The sequence below is a fragment of the Acidisoma sibiricum genome (genome assembly GCF_057837225.1).
Window position 1 is genome coordinate 3,667,667 of record NZ_CM174445.1, and the last position, 22,861, is coordinate 3,690,527.

Sequence of the window (22,861 nt, forward strand, 5' to 3'; positions counted from 1 at the left end):
TTAATGGCCGCCGCCTCGGCCGCCACCGCCCGCCTTGCTCGGCGAAAACAGGAAGGTGAGCGGAATGACGCAAAACGCCGCGATGCCGCAATAGACGAAGAGATCCCGATAGGCGAGCATGGCCGCCTGCTTGACGAACATCTCGTGGATCTGCGCCGGGATCATCTGGGAAATCTGGCTGGAAATATAGCCGAAGCTGGTCATTGCACCGTGCAGTGTCTGCTGCAGTTGCTTATAGGGCGCCCAGAGCGGGGTCATGTAACGCTGCAAATAGGCCATATGAGTCTGCGTCCGCTCGGTGACGCCTGCCGTCGCCAGCGAGATGCCGATCGATCCCGCAATATTGCGCAGCATGACGAAGAGCGAACTCGCGTCATTGTTCAGCGAGCGCGGCAGAGTCGTATAGGCGATCGTGCTGACAGGCACGAAGAGGAAAGCCAGACCCAGCACCTGGAAGATACGCGCGATCACCAGATTGCCGAAGTTGACGTCCGGCACGACGATCAGGCTGGAATAGAAATAGGACAGGCCGATCAGCAGAAATCCAAACGCGATGATCAGCCGCGTCTGCACATTGGGCAGCAGCACCTTGGTCACGAAGGGGATGAGGGCCACGATGACGATCGCGCCAGGCGACAGAATGAGACCGGCCCAGGTCGCTGTATAGCCGAGCTGCTGCTGGGCCAGCTGCGGCACCAGAACCGCGCCCGAATACAGCACGGCACCGACGCCGGTGATCATCACGGCGGCCACGGAGAAATTGCGGTCCTTGAACACCTTCAGGTTGACGATCGGCTTTTTTGTCGTCGTCAGCCAGACGATGGCACCGATGATCCCGATGGCAGCGAAGGCGGCCATCAGCGTGATGAAGCCCGACCCGAACCAATCCTCGTCCTCGCCCCGATCCATCATGACCTGGAGACATCCGACGCCGACCGCGATCAGGCTGAGGCCGATCCAGTCGGTATCGACAAACCGGGCCCTGTCCCGTTTGACCCAGGGCGGGTCCTCCACCAGCGCCGCGACCGCAAACAGGGCGGCCACACCGATGGGGATATTGATCCAGAAGATCCAGCGCCAGGAGTAGCTGTCGGTCAGAATGCCGCCGAGCGTCGGGCCGATGGCCGGCGCGAAGATGACCGCAATGGCGACGACGCCGAAGGCCGCCCCACGCTTCTTGGGCTCAAACGTATCCAGGATGATGGCTTGCTGATTGGGCTGCAGGCCGCCGCCGAAAAAGCCCTGCATCAGCCGATACAGCACCATCTGCGTCAGCGAGGTCGCGGTCCCGCACAGGAAGGAGCAGACCACGAAACCGGCAATGCAAATCATGAAGTAGCGCTTGCGGCCGATCACCCGCCCGATGAAGCCCGAAATCGGCAGCACGATGCCGTTCGCGACCAGATAGGATGTCAGCGTCCAGGTCGCGTCGTCATAGCTCGCCGAAACTGAACCCGCGATATGCGGCAGCGACACGTTGACGATCGTCGTATCCAAAATCTCCATGAAGGCCGCGATCGTCACGACAACCGCGATCAGCCATGGATTGCCCTTGGGACGCCAGGCGGCATCCGCGGACGCTTGCGCACTGGCGCTCATTGCTGCGGCGGAACTTCGTTTTCCCGACCCGGCGCATTGCCGTCTGTCACCCGCTTGGTGACATCGACCGTCGGCTCCACCGAAAGGCCCAGCGGCAGCGGAATTTTGGGGTTAAGGCCATGATCGATGATGATCTTCACCGGCACGCGCTGCACGATCTTGACGAAATTGCCGGTCGCGTTTTCCGCCGGGAAGGTGCTGAAGCGGCTACCCGAACCCATCTGCACGCTATCGACATGACCTGTCAGATGCAGGCTGGGATAGGCGTCGATGGCAATATCCACCGCCTGGTCCGAGCGCATGCGCGCGAGCTGGGTTTCCTTGAAATTGGCGGTGATCCAGACTTCCGGCACGACGAGGCTCATGATCGACTGGCCGGTCGAGAGGTAATAGCCGGCTTCCACATTGCGCTGCGTCACCCAGCCGTCGCTCGGCGCCCGCACGGTGGTATAGGACAGGTTGAGCTTGGCCTGATCGAGGCTTGCCTGCGCGGTCCGCACCAGGCCCTCCAGCTGCTTCACCTGCGCCGCCGCAGTATTGATATTCTCCTGCACCAGTTGCGCGCCCTGCAGCTCGGCCTGCGCCTGCTTGACCTGGCCTTCGCCCTGGCCGAGGCCGGAATTTGCCTGGTCCACCTGCTGCTGCGTGGTGGCCGCGGCGGATACCGCGTGCTGGCGGCGATAATTCTGGCGCGCATTGAGCAAATTCGCCTGCGCCACCTCCAGACTGCCCTGCGCCTTGAGCAGATCCGCCGGATAGGTCACCTGCGCCTTGGCATAGGCGATCCGTGCCTGATCGAGCTGGCCCTGATCCTGCGCAAGCTGTCCGACCGCCTTGTCGAGCGCCGCCTGATAGTCGCGCGGGTCAAGCTGGATGATCGGCTGGCCCTTCTTCAGAAACTGATTGTCGTTGACGTACAGCACGCTCACCTGGCCAGAGACGCGGGGTGCGATGGTAATCGCCCGCCCGTCCGTGAACGCGTCATCGGTGTCGATCAGATTGCGGTTAGACCACCAATAGAAGACCGCGGCGATCACCGCGACGATGACCACCAGAATGAAGATCAGGCGGACCAGAATTTTCCGGGCGCCACCCTTTTTCGGGGCTTCCGGCTGCTTGTCCGCATCCTTCGGCTTCTGGTCGGTCTTCTGTTCGGCCTGCTCACCGCCACCGGACACGATCTGGGTGCCGCCGGCATTGACCGTGCTGCTGCCGCCATAGCCGCTGGCTGGGATTACCTGGGTGCCGCCGCTATTGACGGTGGTATGGCCCGCCGACGGGCCAGACGTATCTGAAGTGCCACTCACGTTAACTCTGAACTCCGTACTGACCGAGGACAGAGCCTCCGGGTGGGGTCGTGGATCGCCGGTGCGGCGCTCGTCATAAAGTCCAGGCACGAGCAGGCGTTGCCGCGCGCATAGACCGCTGACCGATCGGTCAGCGGTAGCGCATTTGGTGTGTCGCGTCGAGGCGTGAACCCCCGGGGACTGAAATGACCTCAAACTGTGGTACGGAAAGGGGATAGCGGAGGGAAATCGGCATCACCCAGGCATTGATAGGCGTCGCCTATCAAACCCGTAGGGAGAATGAATTTCCCCGATGATACGGCGCCGCGTATCACCGGGGACCATGACAACACCTGAGGTTCCCATGGCCGACGCCATCGTCCGCCCGACGCTCACCAGCACAGCCGGCGCACCCGTGCCCGACAATCAGAACAGCATCTCCGCCGGCCCGCGCGGCCCGCTGCTGCTGCAGGACTATCTGCTGCTCGAAAAGCTCGCGCACCAGAACCGGGAGCGCATCCCCGAACGCGTCGTCCATGCCAAGGGGTCGGGCGCCTTCGGGACCTTCACGGTGACCCATGACATCACGAAATATACCCGCGCCGCGATCTTCTCGCATGTCGGCAAGCAGACCGACATGCTGCTACGCTTCTCGACCGTGGCGGGCGAACGCGGGGCGGCCGATGCCGAGCGCGACGTGCGCGGCTTTGCCCTCAAATTCTATACCGATGAAGGCAATTGGGACGTTGTTGGCAATAACACCCCCGTCTTCTTCATCCGTGACCCGCTCAAATTCCCGGACTTCATCCGCACCCAGAAGCGCCATCCGCGCACCAATCTGCGCTCGCCGACGGCGATGTGGGATTACTGGTCGCTGAGCCCGGAAAGCCTGCATCAGGTGGCCATCCTGATGAGCGACCGCGGCCTGCCGACGGATTACCGCCACATCAACGGCTATGGCAGTCACACCTACAGCGTCTGGAACGAGGCCGGCGAACGCTTCTGGGTGAAGTTCCATTTCAAGACGCGCCAGGGCCATAAGCACTGGACGAATGAGGAAGGCAATCACGTCATCGCCCATGACCGTGAGAGTTCCCAGCGCGATCTGTACGACGCGATCGAGCGCGGCGATTTCCCGATATGGGATTTCAAGATCCAGATCATGCCCGAGGCAGATGCTGAGAAGACGCCCTACAATCCCTTCGACCTGACCAAGGTCTGGCCGCATGCCGACTACCCGCTGATCGACGTCGGCTATTTCGAGCTGAACCGGAACCCAGATCATTATTTCGCGGAAATCGAGCAGGCGTCCTTCTCGCCGTCCAATATCGTGCCCGGCATTGGCTTTTCCCCCGACAAGGTGCTGCAAAGCCGTATCTTCGCCTATGCCGATGCGCATCGCTATCGCGTCGGCACGCATTATGAGGCGCTGCCCGTGAACCGGCCGAAGACCGCCGTTCACACCTATCACGCGGATGGTGCCATGCGGTTCGATGCGCCGAAGGGAACGGATGCCTTTTACGAGCCGAACTCCTTCGGCGGCCCGGTACAGGACGACAGCGTGAAGGAACCGCCGCTGCGCATCAATGGCGATGCCGACCGCTACAACCACCGCGACGGCAATGACGACTATACCCAGCCCGGCAATCTCTACCGGATGTTCGATGCTGGGCAGCGCGCGCGGTTCTTCCGCAATATCGCCGCCGCCATGCAGGGCGTGCCCCGCTTCATCATCGACCGGCAGATCGAGCATTTCCGGCGAGCGGACCCGAGCTGGGCGGCTGGCGTGGAAGAGGCCATTCGACGCACCCATACGCCGCCGGCCTCGGCCCCCACCACGGCCGCCGCGGCCGACTAAAGCCATGCTGTGATGCTGACGGACGGGCGGCTGCGGGGTTTCGCAGCCGCCCTTTGCGTCTGCCGTGCAAATATCCCCCTGTGCGCGGGGCGCCGCATCCCTATCATCGCGGCCATGAACGCTTTGCCCCCGCCGATTCCTGTCCCACCCGACCACAGCTCCCGCGCGCAGCATATCGCCATGGGCGCGCTCGCCCTGGGCTTCGTGCTGCTTGGCGTGCTGACCTTGCGCAACTTTCTGAGCGCCCTGGCCTGGGCAACGATCTTTGCCATCGCCCTCTGGCCGCTCTATCGGCGCATGATCGCGCGCTTCGGCACCGGGCGGCATAACGTGCTGCTGCCGGCGGTCTTCACGCTCGGCGTCGCCCTTATTTTCGTGGCGCCTGTGGGCCTGGTCGGCATCCAGCTTGCCCGTCAGGCCCAATCGGCGAGCGACTGGCTGCGCGATGCGCAGGCGAATGGCCTTACCGAGCCCAGCATCATCCAAAGCATGCCCTTCGATCACAGCCAGATCGACACCTGGTGGCAGGACAATCTCGGCAATCCCGGCGGCGCACGCAAGCTGGTGCAGCAAACCACGGGCGGCCATGTCGCGCGCGTCAGCCGCCTGGTGGGTGAAGCACTGGTTCATCGCTTGAGCGATTTCGTCTTTACCCTGCTCGCGCTGTTCTTCCTGTTCCGCGAAGGCGAGACGCTGACGCGCCGGCTGCGCCACGGCGCCATCCGCGCCTTCGGCCTGACAGGCGAGCGTATCGGCCAGCAGATCATCGACTCCATCCACGGCACCGTGAACGGGCTTGTGCTGGTGGGCCTGGCCGAGGGTTTCCTGCTCGGTCTGGTCTATTGGGTGGCAGGCGTGCCGCAGGCGACGGTCTTCGGCATGGTGACGGCGATTGCCGCCATGGTGCCCTTCGCGGCCGTCGCCGTGTTCATCCTTATCGCGGCGATTTTGCTCGCCAAAAGCGCGATCGGCTGGGCGATTGCGGTCATCTGCATCGGCATGGTGGTGACTTTCACCGCCGACCATTTCATCCGCCCGGTGCTGATCGGGGGGACCACGAAACTGCCCTTCCTTTGGGTTCTGCTGGGCATTCTGGGCGGGATCGAGACCTGGGGCATTATCGGCCTGTTTCTCGGCCCCGCCATCATGGCCGCGCTGATCCTGCTCTGGCGGGAATGGGTGGGCGAAAGGCCCGTCTGAGGCCCCTCGCCCGTATCGTTCAACCCAGCGCCGGGTGGCGCTTGTGCCAGTCGGTCGCCTGCTGGAAGGCCTCCGCCGCCTGCAGCAGAACCGCTTCCGCGCAATGGCCGCCGACGAACTGGAAGGCGACCGGCATCCCCTCCTCGGTGAAGCCGCCCGGCAGGGTGATCGTCGGGTGGCCGGTCATGTCGAAGGGACAGGTAAAGCCGAGCAGGCTGTTCATCAGCGATGCATCGGTCCCGAGCGAGGCCATTTTCGCCAGCGTCGGCGCGGCGAAGCCCATGGCGGGGATCAGCAGCAGATCGAGCGAGGCCATCAGCGCATTGACGCGGCCGCGCAGATCCTCCCGGTTCAGCACGATGCGCTGGTAGTCGAGGCCCGAAATGCTGCGCCCAAGATCGATCAGGCCCGAAAGCGCCGGACCGTATTCGCGGCTGCGGGCGGGATAGGTCTCGGTATGGGCGACCGCCGTCTCTGCTCCGCATAGCGGAAACCAATCCTGTACCGCCTGGGAAATATCGGGGAAGGTGACGTCGATGATCTCCGCGCCGAGGGATTTCATCACCGCGAGCGACGCTTCCGCGACGGCGCGGGTCTTGGCGTCTGCCGATTCGGCGATCCAGGCAGATGGATAGCCAATGCGCAGGCCCGCCGCACCGCCCTGCAGCGCCGCCATGTAATCGGGCACCGGGGCTTGCAGGGCGGTCGGGTCTTTCACATCCGGCCCGGCAATGGCGGCGAGCATAGCGGCGGCGTCCCGCGCGCTGCGCGTCATCGGCCCGACATGATCAAGCGTGGCCGCCAGCTCAAAGACGCCGTAGCGGCTGACCCGACCCCAGGTCGGCTTCAGTCCGGTGAGGCCCTGGGCCGCCGAGGGAAACCGGATGGAGCCGCCGGTGTCAGACCCGAGCGAGCCGTAGCAAAGCCCGGCCGCCGTCGCGACGCCGGAGCCGCTGGACGACGCGCCCGGCCAATAGGCCGCGTTCCAGGGGTTCTTCGGCGGGGTAATGGCAGGGTGGTGATCGGCATAGGCGCTTTCGGTAAGCTGCAACTTGCCCAGAATAACGGCACCTGCATCCTGCAGGCGCGTCACCACGGTTGCATCCTCATCGGGCTTGAAATCGGCATAGATGGTCATGCCGGCGGCGGTCGGCACACCTTGCATCCAGCACAGATCCTTCACCGCAATGGGCGCGCCGTGCAGGGGGCCGCGGATATGGCCGGCCGCGACCTCGGCATCCGCGCGGGCAGCCTGGGCGAGGGCAATCTCAGGCAGGACCAGAGCATAGGCGCCCAGCGCGCCGTCCAGTGCCGCGATTCGCTGCAGCATCGCTTCCGTCACCGCGACAGAGGTAATGTCGCCCGACTGGATACGGTTCGATACTTCCGTCAAGTCGAGATAGGCGAGATCGTTTTGCGCCATGGTCGGCCCCTTTCCTGCTTCTGCCGATCCTACCTTGCAGGAGCCGGGCCAATCACGGGCCGATTTCAGAAACGATCCGGGCGATAGGCTGTGGGGTCTGTCACAGGTTCGCGACCGGTCATCATAGCCGCGAGCAACCGCCCGGTCGTCGGGCCAAGGGTAAGCCCCTGATGACCATGTCCGAATCCGAACCACAGGCCTGGCTGTCGGGGCGCGGGTCCGATGATGGGCAGCATATCCGGCGTGCAGGGACGCGCGCCCATCCAAATTTCTGGATCAATGCGCGGGCCCAGTGCGGGCATCAGGCGATGCGCGAGCGGCTCGACGCGGGCGAGCTGCACCGGCGTGGGCGGCCCGTCCCGATCGGCGAATTCCGCCCCTGTCGTCAGGCGGATGCCTTTATTCATCGGGGCGAGCATATAGCCGTTGGCCGCGTCGAGCACCGGATGGTTGAGGCCGGCATTCCCGTCAGGCCGATAATGCATATGATAGCCGCGCTTGACGAAAACGGGTGGATCGTAGCCCAGCGGCTTTGTCACGACCGATGACCAGGCGCCCAACGCCACCACCGCCTGCTCCGCGCTGATCACGGCCTCATCGCCCGTCACCGACCAGCCGGCACCGGCGCGCGTCACTGTGCGCGCATCGCCATAGGCAAAGCGGCCGCCGAGCTTTTCAAAAAGGGCGAGATAGGCGCGCGTCAGAGCCAAAGGGTCCCGCAGGGTGACGGGATCGGTCCAATGCACGCCACCCGCAAGGCCGGCGCGCAGATGCGGCTCGGCCGCACTCAGCCCGGACGCATCCAGCGCGCGGTAGCCGACGCCGAATTCGCGCTGGGACTCTTCGGCGATCTTCAAAAAGCCTGCCAGGGACTGCGGCGTGTCGCAGGCAATGGTCCAGCCGCCGCCATGCAGCAGGTCTGCGGCCCCGGCTTCGGCGGCAAGCGCACGATGATCATCAACGCAATGGGCGATCAGCCGCGCATAGTCATGGGCGATGGCGTGGTAACGGCTTGGCTCGGAATGGTGCCAGTATTGCGCGAAAGGCCGCAGCAGACGCGGCAGCATGCTGGGGTGATACCGCGCCTCCGTCTTGCCGTTGAAGGCGTAGCCGACCAGCTCGCGAACATCGCGCGGGAAGGGATGCGGAAACACCGCCTCCCGCTGGATGATGCCGGCATTGCCGAAGGATGTGCCCTCACCCGCCGGCCGGCGGTCAAACAGGATGGTCTGCCGGCCCAGACGCTGCAAATGCACGGCGATTGAGACGCCGACGATGCCTGCCCCCAGCACCACGACATCTGCCTGCCACTTCGCGCTGTCCGCCGCCATCACCATCCGCCTGCCCGATCCGTTTCAAGCGTCGCATGACGGTGATCGCGAGATCAACCCTGCCCGTTTTCCGCGAACCAGGGGGCCAGCCGCGCATAGAGCGCGCGGAACTGTTTGTAGCCTTGGGCATAGGTTGCGGCATGAGCTGGGTTCGGCGTGATCACCGCGCCATAGCTGACCAGCCGGCTCGCCCCCGCCCAGTCATCAGTGGCCCCCGCACCGATCGCCGCGACCCAGGCGGCACCCAGGCAGGAGCCCGGATGGCCTTCCAACCGCTGCACCGGCATCTGGATGATATCGGCCACGATCTGCATCCAGACCGTGCTGCGCGAACCGCCATCCGAGACCAGCAATCGCCGCACCGGATAGCCCAATTCCCGGAACACTTCGAGATGATGCAGGAAGCCATAGCCCACGCCTTCCAGCGCTGCTCGCCACAGATGGCCGACCGTGTGGTTGAGGCTGAGGCCTGTGATGGTGCCCCGCGCCAACGGGTCCTGCACCGGGCTTTTCTCGCCCAGGAAATAGGGCAGCAGAAAGACGCCCTCGCTACCCGGTACGATTTCCGCCGCCAGACTGTCGAGAAAGCGATGCGGGTGGCATTTGCCGGCAACCGCGCCGGAGGCGAAGCCCTGGACGATCCAATTGAGCATGGAACCGGTCGCGGCCATGCAGCCATTGGGCATGAAGCGGCCTGGAATGACGTGGCGATCGAGAAAGATCCGGCGATCGGGAATGGCGTCGTCAACCGCGATCAGCACGTCTCCCGCGCCGCCAAACTTCAGCAGCACATCGCCACCCGCGATGACGCCGGCGGCATAGGCGGAGGCGACATGATCGGCCGTGCCAGCCACCACCGGCAGGCCCTGGGGCAGGCCGGTCTCCAAAGCTGCTTCCGCCGTCACATGCCCGATGACGGCATGGCTTTCGGCGATCGGTGGCAGCGCCTGGGGCGACAGGCGGCCGAGCGCGACCAGATCCTCGGCGATCCTTCCGTCTGCCAGATCCACGAAGCCCGCTTCCAGCGCCCAGTTATGCTCCAGCCTTCGCTCACCGGTCAGTTTCCAGTTGATGAAGTCATAGGAGCCAAACAGGGTCGCGATGCGTGCAAAGGCTGCGGGCTCATGCGTCTGCAGCCAGCGCAGCTTGGTGGCGACGATCTGCTGCGTCACGCCATTGCCGGTGCGGCGCAGAAAAGACGCGTTATCAACCTCAGCCACCAGCGCATCGACTTCCGCAGTCGCGCGGCCGTCACTTTGCTGAATGCTGCGGCGGATGATCTCGCCATCCGCGTCCAGCATGACCATGGCAGGCACCATGCCCGCAACACCGATACCGACCAGGGATGCGGCGAGCGCCGGCTCCGTCGCCAGCAACTCACGCGTGATGGCGCAGGTATTGCGCCACCACTGATCGGGATCTTCCTCGGCCCAGCCGGCATGGAGGGAGACCAGATCCACCGGGCGGGAGACGACGCCGACGATCCGGTCCGGCAGATCTATCAGAATGCCGATCGTGGACGTCGTGCCGATATCGATACCGATGACAGCGGGCATGGACCGAGCCTTAGCGGAGGGTTTCGACCTTGGCCATGAAGGCCTTCACACGCGCCGGGTCGACTGCGTTCCAGGTATGGCCATCAATCTTGAAATGTGTGCCGATCACGCAACCGTCCGCCACGCTCAGCACATCAGCGATATTGCCGAGATTGACGCCAGTATTGGCGAGAATCGGCACATCCTTGACGGCCGCGCAGACCGAGCTGAGTTCGGATTGATCGGTCGCCTGACCGGTGATGGGACCGGAGACGAGAATGGCATCGGCCAGCGCCGAGAAGACGGCACTTTTGGCGCGCAGCGGCAAGGGACGCGTATCAAGCGAGGCCGCGAATTCGGCATTGATGTTGAACAGAAGCTTGAGATCGCGCACATCGAGATTGCGGCGCGCCTTCAAGGCCTCATCACAGGCCGGAACCCACAGACCCATGTCGGATGCATAGACGCCGGTGAAGATTTCGCGCACGAATCGGGCACCCGTGGCCGCAGCCAGCGCCACGCTCGCCACCGGGTCCCACAGATAGTTGACGCCGAAGGGGACGTGGATCTTATGACGCAGGGTCGAGATGACGGCGCTCATCGCGGCGACCGAGCCGACCGGCGCCTTCAGCGAATAGGGACGGTCATTCTCATTGCCGAACATGACAGCATCGACGCCACCCGCCTGGAGATGCTCCAGATCGGCGGCGGCACCCTCGATCAGCTTGGCCATACCGCCCTTCTCGTCATAGAGCGGCGTTCCCGGCAGCGCACCGATATGAACCATGCCGATGACGACTTTTTTCTTGCCGTCAAAGAAATCGAACATGGGATTGTCTCCTCAATCTTGTGATGATGGCTGCGCGTGTGATCGCAGCCTATGTCTGTCCTAAGCGGCCTCGTCTTCCGATTTGGCCAGGATAATCTCGACGCCGGCCGCGCGGGCTGCGGCGTCAATCTCAGGCGGCAGCGGCGCGTCCGTGACAATGCTGTGGAGCGCGTCAAAACTGCAGATACGCACGAAAGACCGACGCCCGAACTTGCTGCTATCGCAGAGCGCAGTCACGGCTTTCGACTGCTGCATGAAGATGGTCTTTACCTCAGTATCCTCGGGCGAATAGTCATAGACACCGTTTTCATCGATGCCGCAGACGCCAAGGAAAAACCTGTCGAGCCAATGGCCGGACAATTGCTGGCGGGTGATGCCGCCACACAGCGACCCTTCGCGCGGCCGCAGCCGGCCACCGAGGAGGAAAACTTCGGGCATAATCGGCTGCGGCATGGCGAGAATCGTCTGCAGGCTATTGGTGACGATTTCCAGCGCCTGCCTATCTGCCAGTTCCGCCGCCAGATAGGCCGCAGTTGACCCCGCATCCAATCCGATTGCCTGGTAGGAGCCGACCAGCGCGGCTGCGGCCGCGGCAATGCGCCGCTTCGCGTCTGGATTAACCTGAGCACGCGCCGCATAGGACGGCTCCGTCTGAATGACGGCCGCTGCCTGCGGCATGGGCACCGCCCCGCCATGCGACCGCTGCACCAGCCCGTCCCGCTCCAGCGCTTCCAAATCGCGCCGCACGGTCATATCGGAAATGCCAATCTCACGGGCGACATCGGCAACCGATACAAAGCCGCGTTCGGCGATCAAGCGATGCAGTGCCACGCGCCGGGCCCCTGCTGGTGCGGCTGGCACCACAAGATCCGGCCCCTCGGAAACGGGCTGCGCCTGGCTGGCTTTCTTCGTCATGGTCAAACTCTAACCGGGGTTCCGCCATCGCACAAGGCAAACGAACAAATTTCCACAAAATTTTGTGCGAAACTGTTTGACTGCCTTCGCGGTGCTGTTATGGTTTCGTCATATAGCGGGCTCGAGGATAGCAGAGACTATGGCAACGATCGTCAGTGACCTCGCAGGGAAAAGCGCTCTTATCACTGGTGGCGCCACCGGCATCGGCCGCGCCATCGCGACCGCTCTCACGGCTCATGGCATGCGGATTGCAATCGCTGATATCAACCTCGACGCCGCACGCGCTGCGGCCGAACAGATTTCATCGCAGGCGGTCGCAATCCAGATGGACGTCACCAATAGGGAGAGTGTCGCGGCCGGTTTCGCGCAGGCTGTCGCGGCGCTCGGCCAGATCGATCGCGTCGTCGCGAATGCCGGCGTGTCCAATATGAAGGCAGCGCTGGATCTGACGGACGAAGATTGGAATTTCAATTTTGACGTGAATGCACGTGGCGTTTTTCTGACCAACCAGGCTGCCTGCCGGCATTTCCTGGACCACGGCATCAAGGGTGTCATCTGCAATACGGCATCACTTGCCGCAAAAGTAGGCGCGCCACTGCTCGCCCATTATTCGGCCAGCAAATTCGCGGTGGTTGGTTGGACACAAGCCCTGGCTCGCGAAATGGCGAAGCATGGTATTCGTGTCAACGCGGTTTGCCCCGGCTTCGTGCGCACGGGCATGCAGTCGCGCGAAGTGGTCTGGGAGGCGGAGCTGCGCGGCATGACACCGCAGGCCGTATTTGACGAATATGTCTCCCTGACCCCGCTTGGCCGCATCGAAGAGCCTGAGGACGTGGCGAAAGTCGTCACCTTCCTGCTCGCCGATGGTGCGGCCTTCATGACCGGCCAGGCCGTGAACGTCACCGGTGGCGTCTACATGACCTGATCCGCCTACCCCGCGGACAGATTCGTGTGTCCGCTTGGAAGCTTGTCTGCAACCTGTTGATCTCTGGAGAACATCATGGCGAAGCGACATTGGCTCATGGCCCTTGCGGCCGGTATTGGGATGGGTGGCGCGCTCAGCGCAGCACCCCAGGCATATGCGGCTGATGACGGCGGCACGCTGACTATCTCGGACGCGCAGTTCCTGTGGACCTGCGGCTTCAGCCCATACAACCCATCCTCGAACTTTCTCGCGGTCGGGCCGATCTACGAAACCTTGATGTTCGTCAATACGCTGCAGAACGCGAAGACGACGCCGTGGCTTGCGACCGATTACAGCTGGAGCGCCGACAAGACGGTTCTGACCTTCACCATCCGTAAGGGCGTGAAGTGGACCGACGGCACGGATTTCAAAGCCTCCGACGTCGTCTTCACCTTCAACATGCTGAAGAAGTTCCCGGCCCTTGACCTCAATACGGTCTGGTCGCAGCTGAACAGCGTCGCACTGAGCGGTGACGACAAGGTTGTCTTCACCTTCAAAGGCGCGGCCGTTCCCTATTTCTACTATGTCGCCGATCAGGTCGGCATTGTGCCTGAGCATATCTGGGGCCAGGTGAAGGACCCCACAACTTTCCAGGATGCCAACCCGATCGGCACCGGCCCCTTCACCATCAGCAAATGTACGCCGCAGGACGTCAGCTATACGCGCAATGCGAATTACTGGCAGCCCGGCCTTCCCAAGATCGCGCATATCGAATACCCGGCCTTCACCACCAATCCGCCGGCCAACCAGGCATTGTCCACCGGCCAGGCGCAGTGGGGCGGCCAGTTCATCCCGAATCTCAAGGCCGAATATCTGTCGAAGGATAAGGACAATCACTACTGGTATCCGCCGGTCGTGAATGTCGCGATGTTCATCAACCTGACCAATCCGATCCTCAAGGATGTCGCCGTCCGCAAGGCACTGGTCTATGCCCTCGACAAGAAGCGCATCGCCATGATCGGCGAATACGGCTACGAGCCGCCGGCCAATCAGGCGGGCATCGTGACGCCGACCTTCGAGTCCTGGCTGGACAAGAAGCAGCTGGCGGCAGCCGGGTACAAGTATGATCCGGCGAAGGCCGCCGCCATCCTCGAAAAGGCCGGCTACAAGAAGGGCGCTGACGGCATCTTCACGACGCCGGACGGCAAGCCGCTGGAATTCACCATCATCAACCAAAGCGCTTATACCGATTGGGTGGCGGCCCTTCAGGTGGCGGCCCAGCAGCTCAAAGCCGCCGGCATCAAGCTGAATATCTCCAACCTGGCCGGCACCGACTACAATGCGAAGCTGTTCAACGGCCAGTATGACCTCGCCTATGCCTATGAGGCCGGCGGCCCGACGCCCTATTACGAGTTCCGTCAGTGGCTCTATGGGCCGGCCACGGCCCCGATCGGACAGGCCGCGACCACGAACTGGGAGCGCTATTCCAACAAGGATACCGACGCCCTGATCGATTCCTATGCGGAGACAACCGATCTCGCGAAGCAGCAGGAGATCGTCTCCAAGCTGCAGAAGGTTCTGTTGGATGAGGTGCCGCTGATCCCGATTACGGAACAGGTCGATTGGGATCAGTATTCGACGAAGCAGTTCGTCGGCTGGCCGACGCCGGAAGATCCCTATGCGCAGCCCTTCGGCGGCTACACCTTCCCCGACTGGGGCGTCGTCGTGCTGCATCTGCACGAGAAATAAGCTTTCCGTGCCTGCCTGTGCCGCGGTCTGCGCGGCACAGGCGCCTGCCCCCCGTTTCCCGAGACATGATGTAGATGCGCTATATTCTGCGGCGACTTGGCTTTTTCATCCTCACCCTATGGGCGGCGATGACGGTCAATTTCTTTCTCCCCCGGCTCATGCCCGGCAATCCGGCCATGGCGATGATGGCGCGTTTCCATGGCCGCCTCAGCGGCCAGTCTCTGCATGCGATGGAAGCGGCCTTCGGCGTCAATACCAATCAAAGCCTGATCGCGCAGTATCTGGCCTATCTCGGCAATAGCTTCACCGGCCAGTTCGGCCGCTCGCTGACCTTCTTTCCGCAAAGCGTCGGTCATGTCGTCTCCCAGGCCCTGCCCTGGACGTTGGGCCTGGTGGGTGTCACCACCGTCATCGCCTTCATCCTCGGCACGCTGATCGGCATGATCGGCGCCTGGCAGCGCGGCGGCTGGTTCGACAGCATTCTGCCACCGCTTTTCATCATTCTCTCGGCCTTCCCCTATTTCTGGATCGGCCTTGTCGCCATCCTGGTCTTTTCGATCTCCCTCGGCTGGCTGCCGACCGGGTTCGGCTACACTAACGGCAGTAACGTGACGCTGACCTGGCCGTTCATCTGGGATGTGATCCGCCACGCCATTCTACCGGCCGGCACCATCGTCATCACGTCCATCGGCGGCTGGATTCTGACCATGCGCAACAATATGATCATGACGCTGAATGAGGATTACGTGCGCATGGCCCGCGCCAAGGGCCTGTCGCCGTCGCGCATCATGTTCGACTATGCCGGCCGCAACGCCATCCTGCCCAATCTCTCAGGCTTCGGCATGTCGCTCGGCTTCGTCGTCAGCGGTGCCATCCTGGTGGAATACGTCTTCTCCTATCCCGGCGTCGGCTACATGATGCTGCAAGCGGTGCTGAACGAAGACTTCCCGCTCATGCAGACGCTGTTCCTGTTCATCACGCTGGCCGTGCTGATCGCCATTCTGGTGATTGACGCTGTCACGGTCCTGCTTGATCCGCGCACGCGGAGCGCATCATGAGCGCGGTTCTGCCTGAGATGGCGGTCAAGCGCCGGCCCGCGGCGCTGCGCGCCGCCTCCACCCTTGGCCACGCCATCCTGTCCAACCGCAAGGCCATGGTGGGCGCCCTGCTGCTGCTGCTTTGCATCATTATGGCCGTCATCCCGAACGTCATCGCTCCCGGTGATCCGAATGCCGAAAACTTCGTGCCGGGTCAGGGTCCGTCCGCCGCCAACTGGCTGGGCACCACCTCCTACGGCCAGGATATTTTCGCGCAATTCGTCTGGGGCGCGCGCAATTCGCTGATCATCGCGGTGGTCGCCGGACTGCTCTCCACCGCGCTCTCCGCCATCATCGGTGTCGCCGCCGGCTATCTCGGCGGCATGGCGGACGGGCTGCTGTCGATGATGACGGATGTCTTCCTCGTCATCCCCGCCTTTCCGCTCGTTATCGTGCTGGCCGCCTATTCCAAATCGGGTGGCAACGGCATGATCATCGCCGTGCTGGTTCTGACCGGCTGGTCCTATGGCGCGCGGCAGCTGCGGGCGCAGGTGCTGTCGCTGCGGCATCGGGAGTTCCTGACCGCAGCCCGCCTGCGCGGCGAGCGGAGCTGGCGCATCATCACCCATGAAATCCTGCCGAACATGGTCTCGCTGCTGGTCGCGAATTTCCTCGGGGCGTCCGTCTACGCCATCCTGACGGCGGCCGGGCTGCAGTTCATCGGCCTTGGCAATATCAACTCGAACAGCTGGGGCACCATGCTCTACTGGGCGCAGAATAACGAGGCGCTGCAGGCCGGCATTCCGCTCTGGGCGATCGTGCCGGGGCTGGGCATTGCAGGCCTCGGCGGCGCCTTCGCGCTGCTCAACTACGCCTTCGACGAAATCAGCAATCCGGTCCTGAAACCGCCGCGCCGCAAGAAACGCGTCAAAACCCGCGCCCCTGAGGCCCGGTCATGAGCGATATCATCCTCGATGTCCGGGACATCGTCGTCGACTACACGACCTCAACCCGGCCGGCGCGCGCCGTCGACCATGTCAGCTTCTCGCTCAACCGTGGCGAATTCCTCGGCATCGTGGGCGAATCCGGCTGCGGCAAATCGACCATGCTGTTTGCCATCGCCCAGCTGCTCAGCCCCCCGGCGCAGCTGGTGGCCGGTGAGGTCATCTTCAAAGGCCGCAATATCGTCGGCCTGCAGGGCAACGAGCTGCGCAGCATCCGATGGCGGGATTATTCCGTCGTCATGCAAAGTGCGATGAACGCGCTCAACCCGGTCAAAACTGTCGGCGGGCAGTTCGATGACGCGATGCGCGCCCATGGCCAAAGCAATTCGGCCGCCATCCGCGCCCGCGGGCGCGAGGTGATGGCGCTGGTGGGCATCGATGCCATCCATCTCAAAAGCTATCCACATCAGCTGTCGGGCGGCATGCGCCAGCGCGTGATGATCGCCATGGCACTGCTGCTCTCGCCCGATCTGGTGGTGATGGATGAGCCGACCTCGGCGCTCGATGTCGTCGCCCAGCGCTCTCTGATGGTGCAGATCAAGGAGCTGCAGAAGAAGCTCGGTTTCGCGGTCATCTTCGTCACGCATGACATGTCGCTGGTCGGCCATTTCTCAGACCGTCTCGCCGTCATGTATGCGGGCAAGATTGTGGAAATCGGGCCGACGCGGCCGCTTTTTGCCGCCCCGCAGCATCCCTATACGCGTGGCCTGCTGGAAAGCTTCCCCTCGGTCTACGGTCCGAAGGTCGCGCTCAAGGGCATTCCCGGCGCCCCGCCCGACCTCACCGATATGCCCAGCGGCTGCCGCTTCCGCCCCCGCTGCGGCGCGGTGATGCCGCGCTGCGCCGAGGTCGAGCCCGCGCTGTACCAAACGGGTGAGACCCGCGCCCGCTGCCTGTTGTTTGAAGAAACGGTGTGAGGATCAGGGCATGACGGAGATGACGCCATCCTCTTACGGTGACAACGCACCTCTGCTGCAGACCGTCGGCCTGACGCGACATTTCCGCATCGGCGGCCTGTTCAGCCAGGCCAAGCTGCATGCGGTCGATGACCTCAGCCTGACTATCCGGCCGCGGGAAATCGTCGCAGTTGTCGGTGAAAGCGGCAGTGGCAAAAGCACCATCGCGCGCCTTCTGGCGAAAGTCTACGAGCCGACCGACGGCGATATCCTGTTTCGCGGCCGCTCGCTGCATGATGTGAAGTCACGTCGCGACCTGCTCGCTTATCGCGGGCAGGTGCCGATGGTGCTGCAGGACCCTTTCGCTTCCCTCAATCCGGTCCATACCATCGGCTATGCGCTGGACCGCGGCCTCGCCCTGCATCAGCCGACGCTGACCGCCGCCGAGCGCGAGACTGCGGCAATCCGCGCCCTGGAAGCGGTGGGCCTGTCGCCCGCACGGCAGGTTCTGGCGAAATATCCGCATGAGATGAGCGGCGGCCAGCGCCAGCGCGTGGGCTTCGCCCAGGCGCTGTCCTACAAGCCGAAGCTGGTGCTGGCGGACGAGCCGGTCTCCATGCTCGATGTCTCCATCCGCATCGGCGTGCTCAATCTGATGGCGCGGCTCTGCGCGGAGGAAGGGATTTCCTTCCTCTACATCACCCATGACATCGCCAGCGCCCGCTATGTCGCGCATCGCATTGTCGTCATGTATGCCGGCCGGGTGGCGGAGACGGGACCGACGGAGGAGGTGCTGCACCGGCCCGTGCATCCCTATACGCGGCTGCTGCTCTCCGCAGTGCCGGACCCGAAGGCCCCGATCACCATCACAGCGGCCGATACCGGCGAACCGCCGCGGGTGGTCAACCCTGGCCCGGGCTGCCGCTTCCGCCAGCGTTGCCCGCTGGCCATCGCGATCTGCGCCAGCGTGACGCCGCAACTGGCGGAACTGGAGCCAGGACATGAGGCCGCCTGCCACGTCACGGCGCCGGGCGCAATGAGCCAGGCCCTCGCTTCCTAACCATTTTGATTCTATATCGAGCAAAGGAGGCCGGATAGCAAAGGGACTATCCGGTTTCCGATGCCATGGTTTCGCCCATAACGATAAGAGAATCGACATGACCCTCCGCCAGTCTCTTCTTGCCGCTTCCGCGGCGATCATGGTTGCCTTCGGCAGCCTGACCTTGCCTGCCGCCTGGGCAGACACGCCCAAGCCGACCATCGTCGGCAAGATCGTCAAGGCGGAGGCTGTGGTTGAATCCGTCGATCCCGCGACCCGCGAAGTGCTGCTGAGCGGCCCGGACGGCAAGCTCGTGACCGTGGTGGCGGGCCCCGAAATCCGCAATTTCGCGCAGATCCAGGCCGGCGACCGGCTCTATCTGACCTTCCGCAAGGCGATTGCCGTGCAACTCGCCCCGAAGGACCAGCCGCTAGCCCCGCCGGCGGCGCTCGTCGGTGCGCGCCGCGCCGCGCTCGGCCAGCTTCCGGCCAGCGCCGGGTTCGTGGCGGTCGCCGAAGAGGTCACGGTCGTGAGCTACGACCGCCACGACCATATCGTGACCTTCACCGATTCCAATCGCGTACCCCATGCGGTGGAGCTGCATAGCCCGGCGATGCAGAAATTCGCGACCCATCTGAAGAAGGGCGACACCGTTCTGGTGAATTTCCTCCAGAGCGTATCGATCAAGCTGCGCCCCGATCCGGCCGGCTAGCCCTCAGCGTCCTGCAAGCGTCGCGCTTGACCCAGGCCCACCGATCGGGGAAGGGATAGGGTGACGTTTGCCGACCGGCGGAGGCAACCGGACCGCCCAGGCGGATGAGCCTCCCAGCCGGGAAGCAACAACCGCTGGGACCTGAATGAGCGTGAACGACAGTTTTTCCGATCGCCTTGAGATGGCACAGGCCCCTGGTGCCGCCACCGACACCATCTGTTTAAGCCAGGTTTCTTTCTGGTCGCCCGCGCATATCGTCGAGTCGGCCTGGCTTGAACATGGGCCCTTTGCCTTTTGGCTGATTGACCAAATCCGGCCTCGGACCTTCGTGGAACTCGGCACCCATAACGGATTTTCGTATTTCTGCGCCTGCCAGACGGTGCAGCGCCTCGGTCTCGCCACCGCCTGTTATGCTCTGGATAGCTGGGAGGGCGACGATCATGCCGGCTTCTACGGCGGAGACGTCTATGCCGGCGTGGCGGCCACCAATACGGCCCATTACGCCGGATTTTCCACTCTCATGCGCGGACTTTTCTCGGAGTCCGTCTCCTATTTCCCGGACGGCTCGGTAGACCTGCTCCATATAGACGGGCGGCATGGTTACGAGGACGTGCTGGAGGATTACGAGAGCTGGCTGCCCAAACTCTCAGACCGTGCCGTGGTGCTATTCCACGATATCAATGTGCGCGAGCGCAATTTCGGTGTCTGGCAGCTCTGGCACCGTCTCCGCGAGCAGCATCCCTCCTTTGAGTTCCTGCATAGCCATGGCCTTGGTATCCTCGCGGTGGGCCCGGACGTGCCTGAGGGGCTGCAGCCCCTGGTATTTGCCTCTTCAGAGGAACGCGCCCGCATCCAGGCGAACTATGCCCGGCTTGGCCGCGCCGTCAGTCTGCAATTCCAGGCTGATAAGCAGACGACCGAGACCCGGCTGCTGAAGGAAGAGATCGAGCGCGGCGGTGACTATGCCCGCAAGCTGGAGGCGTCGCTTGGCGCAGCGCACAAGGAACAGGAGCGCATCCGAGACGAGGCAGCCCAGCAGGAGGCCGCGCAGGCGGCGGCCCGCGCCGCTCTGGCGCAGGCGGAGCAGCAGAATGCAGCCCGCGAGGCTGTCACGCGCCGCGTCGCCGCGCATGTCGTGGCGCTGCAGGCTGAACAGCGGCTGACGGCGATGCGCCTGCAGGAGCTGGAACGCGAAGCGATCCGTGCCGCGGGCCTTGCCCAGGAGCGCGACTACCTGCTGGGCCAGCTTGAGCTTATACGCGGCTCGTCCTGGTGGCGTGCCACCGCCCCGATGCGCACCCTGTTGGACGGCCGGCCACGTCTGCGGCAACTGCTGCGGCGAAGCGCCAGGCTGTTCTGGTGGACAATCTCGCTGCAACTCCCGGCCCGCCTCCGTAACCGACGTCGTACCCCACCACCTGCCGCCCTGGCTGGCAGACCAGATGATAAGGCCGCCTACACAGCCGGCGCCCTGGCCGATCTGCGCCAGTTCCTGCAGTCGGGCGAGAGGATAGTCTTCCCGGCGGTCGACGCGCCGGATATCTCCATCGTCATCGTCCTGTGGAACAAGGCGCATCTGACGCTGCGCTGCCTGCGCGCCCTTGCGGCAGAGAGCACCCCATCGCGCCAGATCATCCTCTACGACAACGGATCGACGGACGAGACAGCGGCGATGCTCAGCCGCGTCGACGGGGTGACCGTCATTCGTGACGAGAGCAATGCCGGCTTCCTGCTGGGCTGCAACAGGGGGGCAGCTTCCGCCACCGGACGCGCCATCCTTCTGCTCAACAACGATGCTTTCCCACGTCCCGATACGCTGAGACATGCGCTAGCAACGCTCGACTCCGCGCCCGATATCGGCGCTGTCGGGGCCCGGCTGGTTCTGCCGGACGGGCGCCTGCAGGAAGCCGGCAGTCTGGTCTGGGCGGATGGCAGCTGCCTTGGCTATGAGCGCGGCGCGGCGCCAGATGCCTTCCCGGCCCTGTTCCGTCGCGACGTCGACTATTGCTCCGGCGCCTTCCTGCTGACCCGTCGCACCCTGTGGGACCAGCTGGGTGGGTTGGATGAAGCTTATGTGCCCGCCTATTACGAAGAAACCGATTATTGCCTGCGGCTATGGGAGGCGGGCTACCGCGTCGTCTACGAACCCGCCGCTGTCGTCGATCATTTTGAATTCGGCAGCGAGGCAAAGGGGGGCGACAGTGTCGCCGCCATGCAGCGCAACCAGCAGCGCTTCAAGGAACGGCATGCCAGCCAGCTGCGTCAGCGCCATCTGCCGCCCGAAGCCGCGAATATCCTGGCGGCCCGCACCGCGGCGGGGCGGCCGCAGCCGCGGCTGCTGGTTCTAGACAATGAGGTGCCGCTCGGCGCCGGCGGGGCAGGCTATCCGCGTGCGCGTGAAATGCTGTCCGCCGCCGTATCGGCCGGCTGGCTGGTGACCCTCTTCCCGCTCCATGCCCTGGAGATCGACTGGGCGGCGGCGCATGCCGAATTGCCGCCCGAGGTCGAGATCGTCAGCCAATACGCGGCGCCTCGCTTGATTGAATTTATGCGCGAACGGCACGGCTATTATGATGTCATCATAATCAGTCGACCTGAGAACATGGCGTTGATCCGCGGATTTCTGGCCTGCCATCCAGATATGTTCGAGGGTGCCAGGATCATCTATGATTCCGAGGCCCTCGCCGCAACACGCGAGATCTCGAAGGCAAAATTCTACAATATGCCTGTATCCGACGCCGAAGCTGGCGCGATGATGGCCGAGGAACTGGCCCTCGCCGATGATGTGGATGCTATTGTTTGCGTGAATGAGGCGGAGGCCGAGGCCTTTCGCAGCCGAGGCGTGCCCGTGCATGTGCTCACCCACGCCATTGAAAGCGCCGTGGCCCCGCCGCCTTGGCAGGACCGCTCCGGCTTCCTCTTCATCGGACGTCTGATGGAGCGCGATTCTCCCAATTGGTTGGGACTTGCCTGGTTCATCCGCGAGGTTTGGCCCATCATCCGCAAATCCGTGCCGAATGCCACACTGTCAGTTGTGGGCCGGCTGCACCCAGACCATGAGTCACTGGCCGCGCCCGGTGTGCGTCTGCAGGGGCCGGTCGCCGATCTGACCCCCCTGTACGACGCCGCGCGGGTCTTCGTGGCGCCAGTTCATTTCGCCGCCGGCGTACCGCTTAAGGTGATTGAGGCTGGGGCAGCGGGCATGCCCGTGGTGGGCACCCGGCTGATGGACGAGCAGCTGCTATGGCAGGCGGGCGTGGAAATCGGCTCTGCCGATACGGCCGAGGATTTCGCCCGCGCCTGCATTGCGCTGCACAATGATGAGTCGGCCTGGACCGCCATGCAGACCGCTGCGCAGCAGCGTGTGCGCGCCGAATACGCCCCCGAAGTCTTCGGTGCGCGCGTGCGTGCCCTGCTCGCATAGGCAGCGCGTCAGCTGCGGCCCGCACGGACCGAACGGGAGGCGCGCGCCGGGCAGGATTTGATGAATCGACGGCTGAAGACCCGAGAGCCCGCCAGCCTATCCTTGATGCGGTCGCCGAAG

The 22,861-nt window shown here is 63.7% G+C and carries 17 protein-coding genes; 10 read left to right on the forward strand and 7 right to left on the reverse strand.

All coding sequences use genetic code 11. From position 1 onward, the window contains the following. On the reverse strand, positions 1-1,599 hold the full coding sequence (locus AC3G7M_RS17410; protein WP_489213392.1) for a DHA2 family efflux MFS transporter permease subunit: 1,599 nt from the start codon (positions 1,597-1,599) through the stop codon (positions 1-3). Further along, positions 1,596-2,906 (reverse strand): HlyD family secretion protein, encoded by a 1,311-nt coding sequence (locus AC3G7M_RS17415; protein WP_489213393.1) that lies wholly within the window; start codon positions 2,904-2,906, stop codon positions 1,596-1,598. The genes AC3G7M_RS17410 and AC3G7M_RS17415 overlap by 4 nt, the downstream gene beginning before the upstream one ends. Before the next feature lie 343 nt (positions 2,907-3,249). Here AC3G7M_RS17415 and AC3G7M_RS17420 point away from each other — a divergent pair, with 343 nt between their 5' ends. Both AC3G7M_RS17420 and AC3G7M_RS17425 read left to right on the forward strand, forming a co-directional pair. Continuing rightward, positions 3,250-4,743: a catalase gene (locus AC3G7M_RS17420; RefSeq protein WP_489213394.1), complete on the forward strand. Its 1,494-nt coding sequence runs from the start codon at positions 3,250-3,252 to the stop codon at positions 4,741-4,743. Between the two features lie 114 nt (positions 4,744-4,857). Beyond that, complete coding sequence (locus AC3G7M_RS17425) at positions 4,858-5,943, forward strand: AI-2E family transporter (RefSeq protein WP_489213395.1); 1,086 nt, start codon at positions 4,858-4,860, stop codon at positions 5,941-5,943. Positions 5,944-5,962: 19 nt separating this feature from the next. Here the strand turns inward: AC3G7M_RS17425 and AC3G7M_RS17430 are convergent, their stop codons facing one another. The 5 genes from AC3G7M_RS17430 to AC3G7M_RS17450 all read right to left on the reverse strand — a co-directional run bounded on the left by AC3G7M_RS17430 (position 5,963) and on the right by AC3G7M_RS17450 (position 11,976). Continuing rightward, a complete protein-coding gene (locus AC3G7M_RS17430; RefSeq protein ID WP_489213396.1) occupies positions 5,963-7,366 on the reverse strand; it encodes an amidase in 1,404 nt (467 codons plus the stop codon). A gap of 65 nt (positions 7,367-7,431) precedes the next feature. Further along, positions 7,432-8,697, reverse strand: a complete 1,266-nt coding sequence (locus tag AC3G7M_RS17435; RefSeq protein WP_489213397.1) for an NAD(P)/FAD-dependent oxidoreductase — start codon at positions 8,695-8,697, stop codon at positions 7,432-7,434. A 53-nt stretch (positions 8,698-8,750) separates the two neighbouring features. Continuing rightward, positions 8,751-10,253 carry an FGGY-family carbohydrate kinase gene (locus AC3G7M_RS17440; protein WP_489213398.1) on the reverse strand — a complete coding sequence of 501 codons (1,503 nt, stop codon included), beginning with the start codon at positions 10,251-10,253 and terminating at the stop codon, positions 8,751-8,753. A 10-nt stretch (positions 10,254-10,263) separates the two neighbouring features. After that, a complete protein-coding gene (locus tag AC3G7M_RS17445) occupies positions 10,264-11,061 on the reverse strand; it encodes a BtpA/SgcQ family protein (protein ID WP_489213399.1) in 798 nt (265 codons plus the stop codon). 60 nt (positions 11,062-11,121) lie between these two features. Further along, positions 11,122-11,976, reverse strand: coding sequence for a DeoR/GlpR family DNA-binding transcription regulator (locus tag AC3G7M_RS17450; protein ID WP_489213400.1), 855 nt, complete (start codon positions 11,974-11,976; stop codon positions 11,122-11,124). 139 nt (positions 11,977-12,115) lie between these two features. Here AC3G7M_RS17450 and AC3G7M_RS17455 point away from each other — a divergent pair, with 139 nt between their 5' ends. From AC3G7M_RS17455 to AC3G7M_RS17490, 8 genes are all read left to right on the forward strand, one after another. After that, entirely contained in the window at positions 12,116-12,901 is a 786-nt protein-coding gene (locus tag AC3G7M_RS17455) for an SDR family NAD(P)-dependent oxidoreductase (RefSeq protein ID WP_489213401.1), read from the forward strand. A gap of 75 nt (positions 12,902-12,976) precedes the next feature. After that, positions 12,977-14,629, forward strand: coding sequence for an ABC transporter substrate-binding protein (locus tag AC3G7M_RS17460; RefSeq protein ID WP_489213402.1), 1,653 nt, complete (start codon positions 12,977-12,979; stop codon positions 14,627-14,629). Positions 14,630-14,703: 74 nt separating this feature from the next. Next, positions 14,704-15,687: an ABC transporter permease gene (locus AC3G7M_RS17465; RefSeq protein WP_489213403.1), complete on the forward strand. Its 984-nt coding sequence runs from the start codon at positions 14,704-14,706 to the stop codon at positions 15,685-15,687. Continuing rightward, positions 15,684-16,625, forward strand: a complete 942-nt coding sequence (locus AC3G7M_RS17470; protein ID WP_489213404.1) for an ABC transporter permease — start codon at positions 15,684-15,686, stop codon at positions 16,623-16,625. The genes AC3G7M_RS17465 and AC3G7M_RS17470 overlap by 4 nt, the downstream gene beginning before the upstream one ends. Further along, positions 16,622-17,587, forward strand: coding sequence for an ABC transporter ATP-binding protein (locus AC3G7M_RS17475; RefSeq protein WP_489213405.1), 966 nt, complete (start codon positions 16,622-16,624; stop codon positions 17,585-17,587). The genes AC3G7M_RS17470 and AC3G7M_RS17475 overlap by 4 nt, the downstream gene beginning before the upstream one ends. A 10-nt stretch (positions 17,588-17,597) precedes the next feature. Then, positions 17,598-18,626: an ABC transporter ATP-binding protein gene (locus AC3G7M_RS17480; protein ID WP_489213406.1), complete on the forward strand. Its 1,029-nt coding sequence runs from the start codon at positions 17,598-17,600 to the stop codon at positions 18,624-18,626. 97 nt (positions 18,627-18,723) lie between these two features. Continuing rightward, a complete protein-coding gene (locus AC3G7M_RS17485; RefSeq protein WP_489213407.1) occupies positions 18,724-19,317 on the forward strand; it encodes a hypothetical protein in 594 nt (197 codons plus the stop codon). Between the two features lie 145 nt (positions 19,318-19,462). After that, a complete protein-coding gene (locus AC3G7M_RS17490; protein ID WP_489213408.1) occupies positions 19,463-22,741 on the forward strand; it encodes a class I SAM-dependent methyltransferase in 3,279 nt (1,092 codons plus the stop codon). The last annotated feature ends 120 nt before the right edge of the window (positions 22,742-22,861 follow it).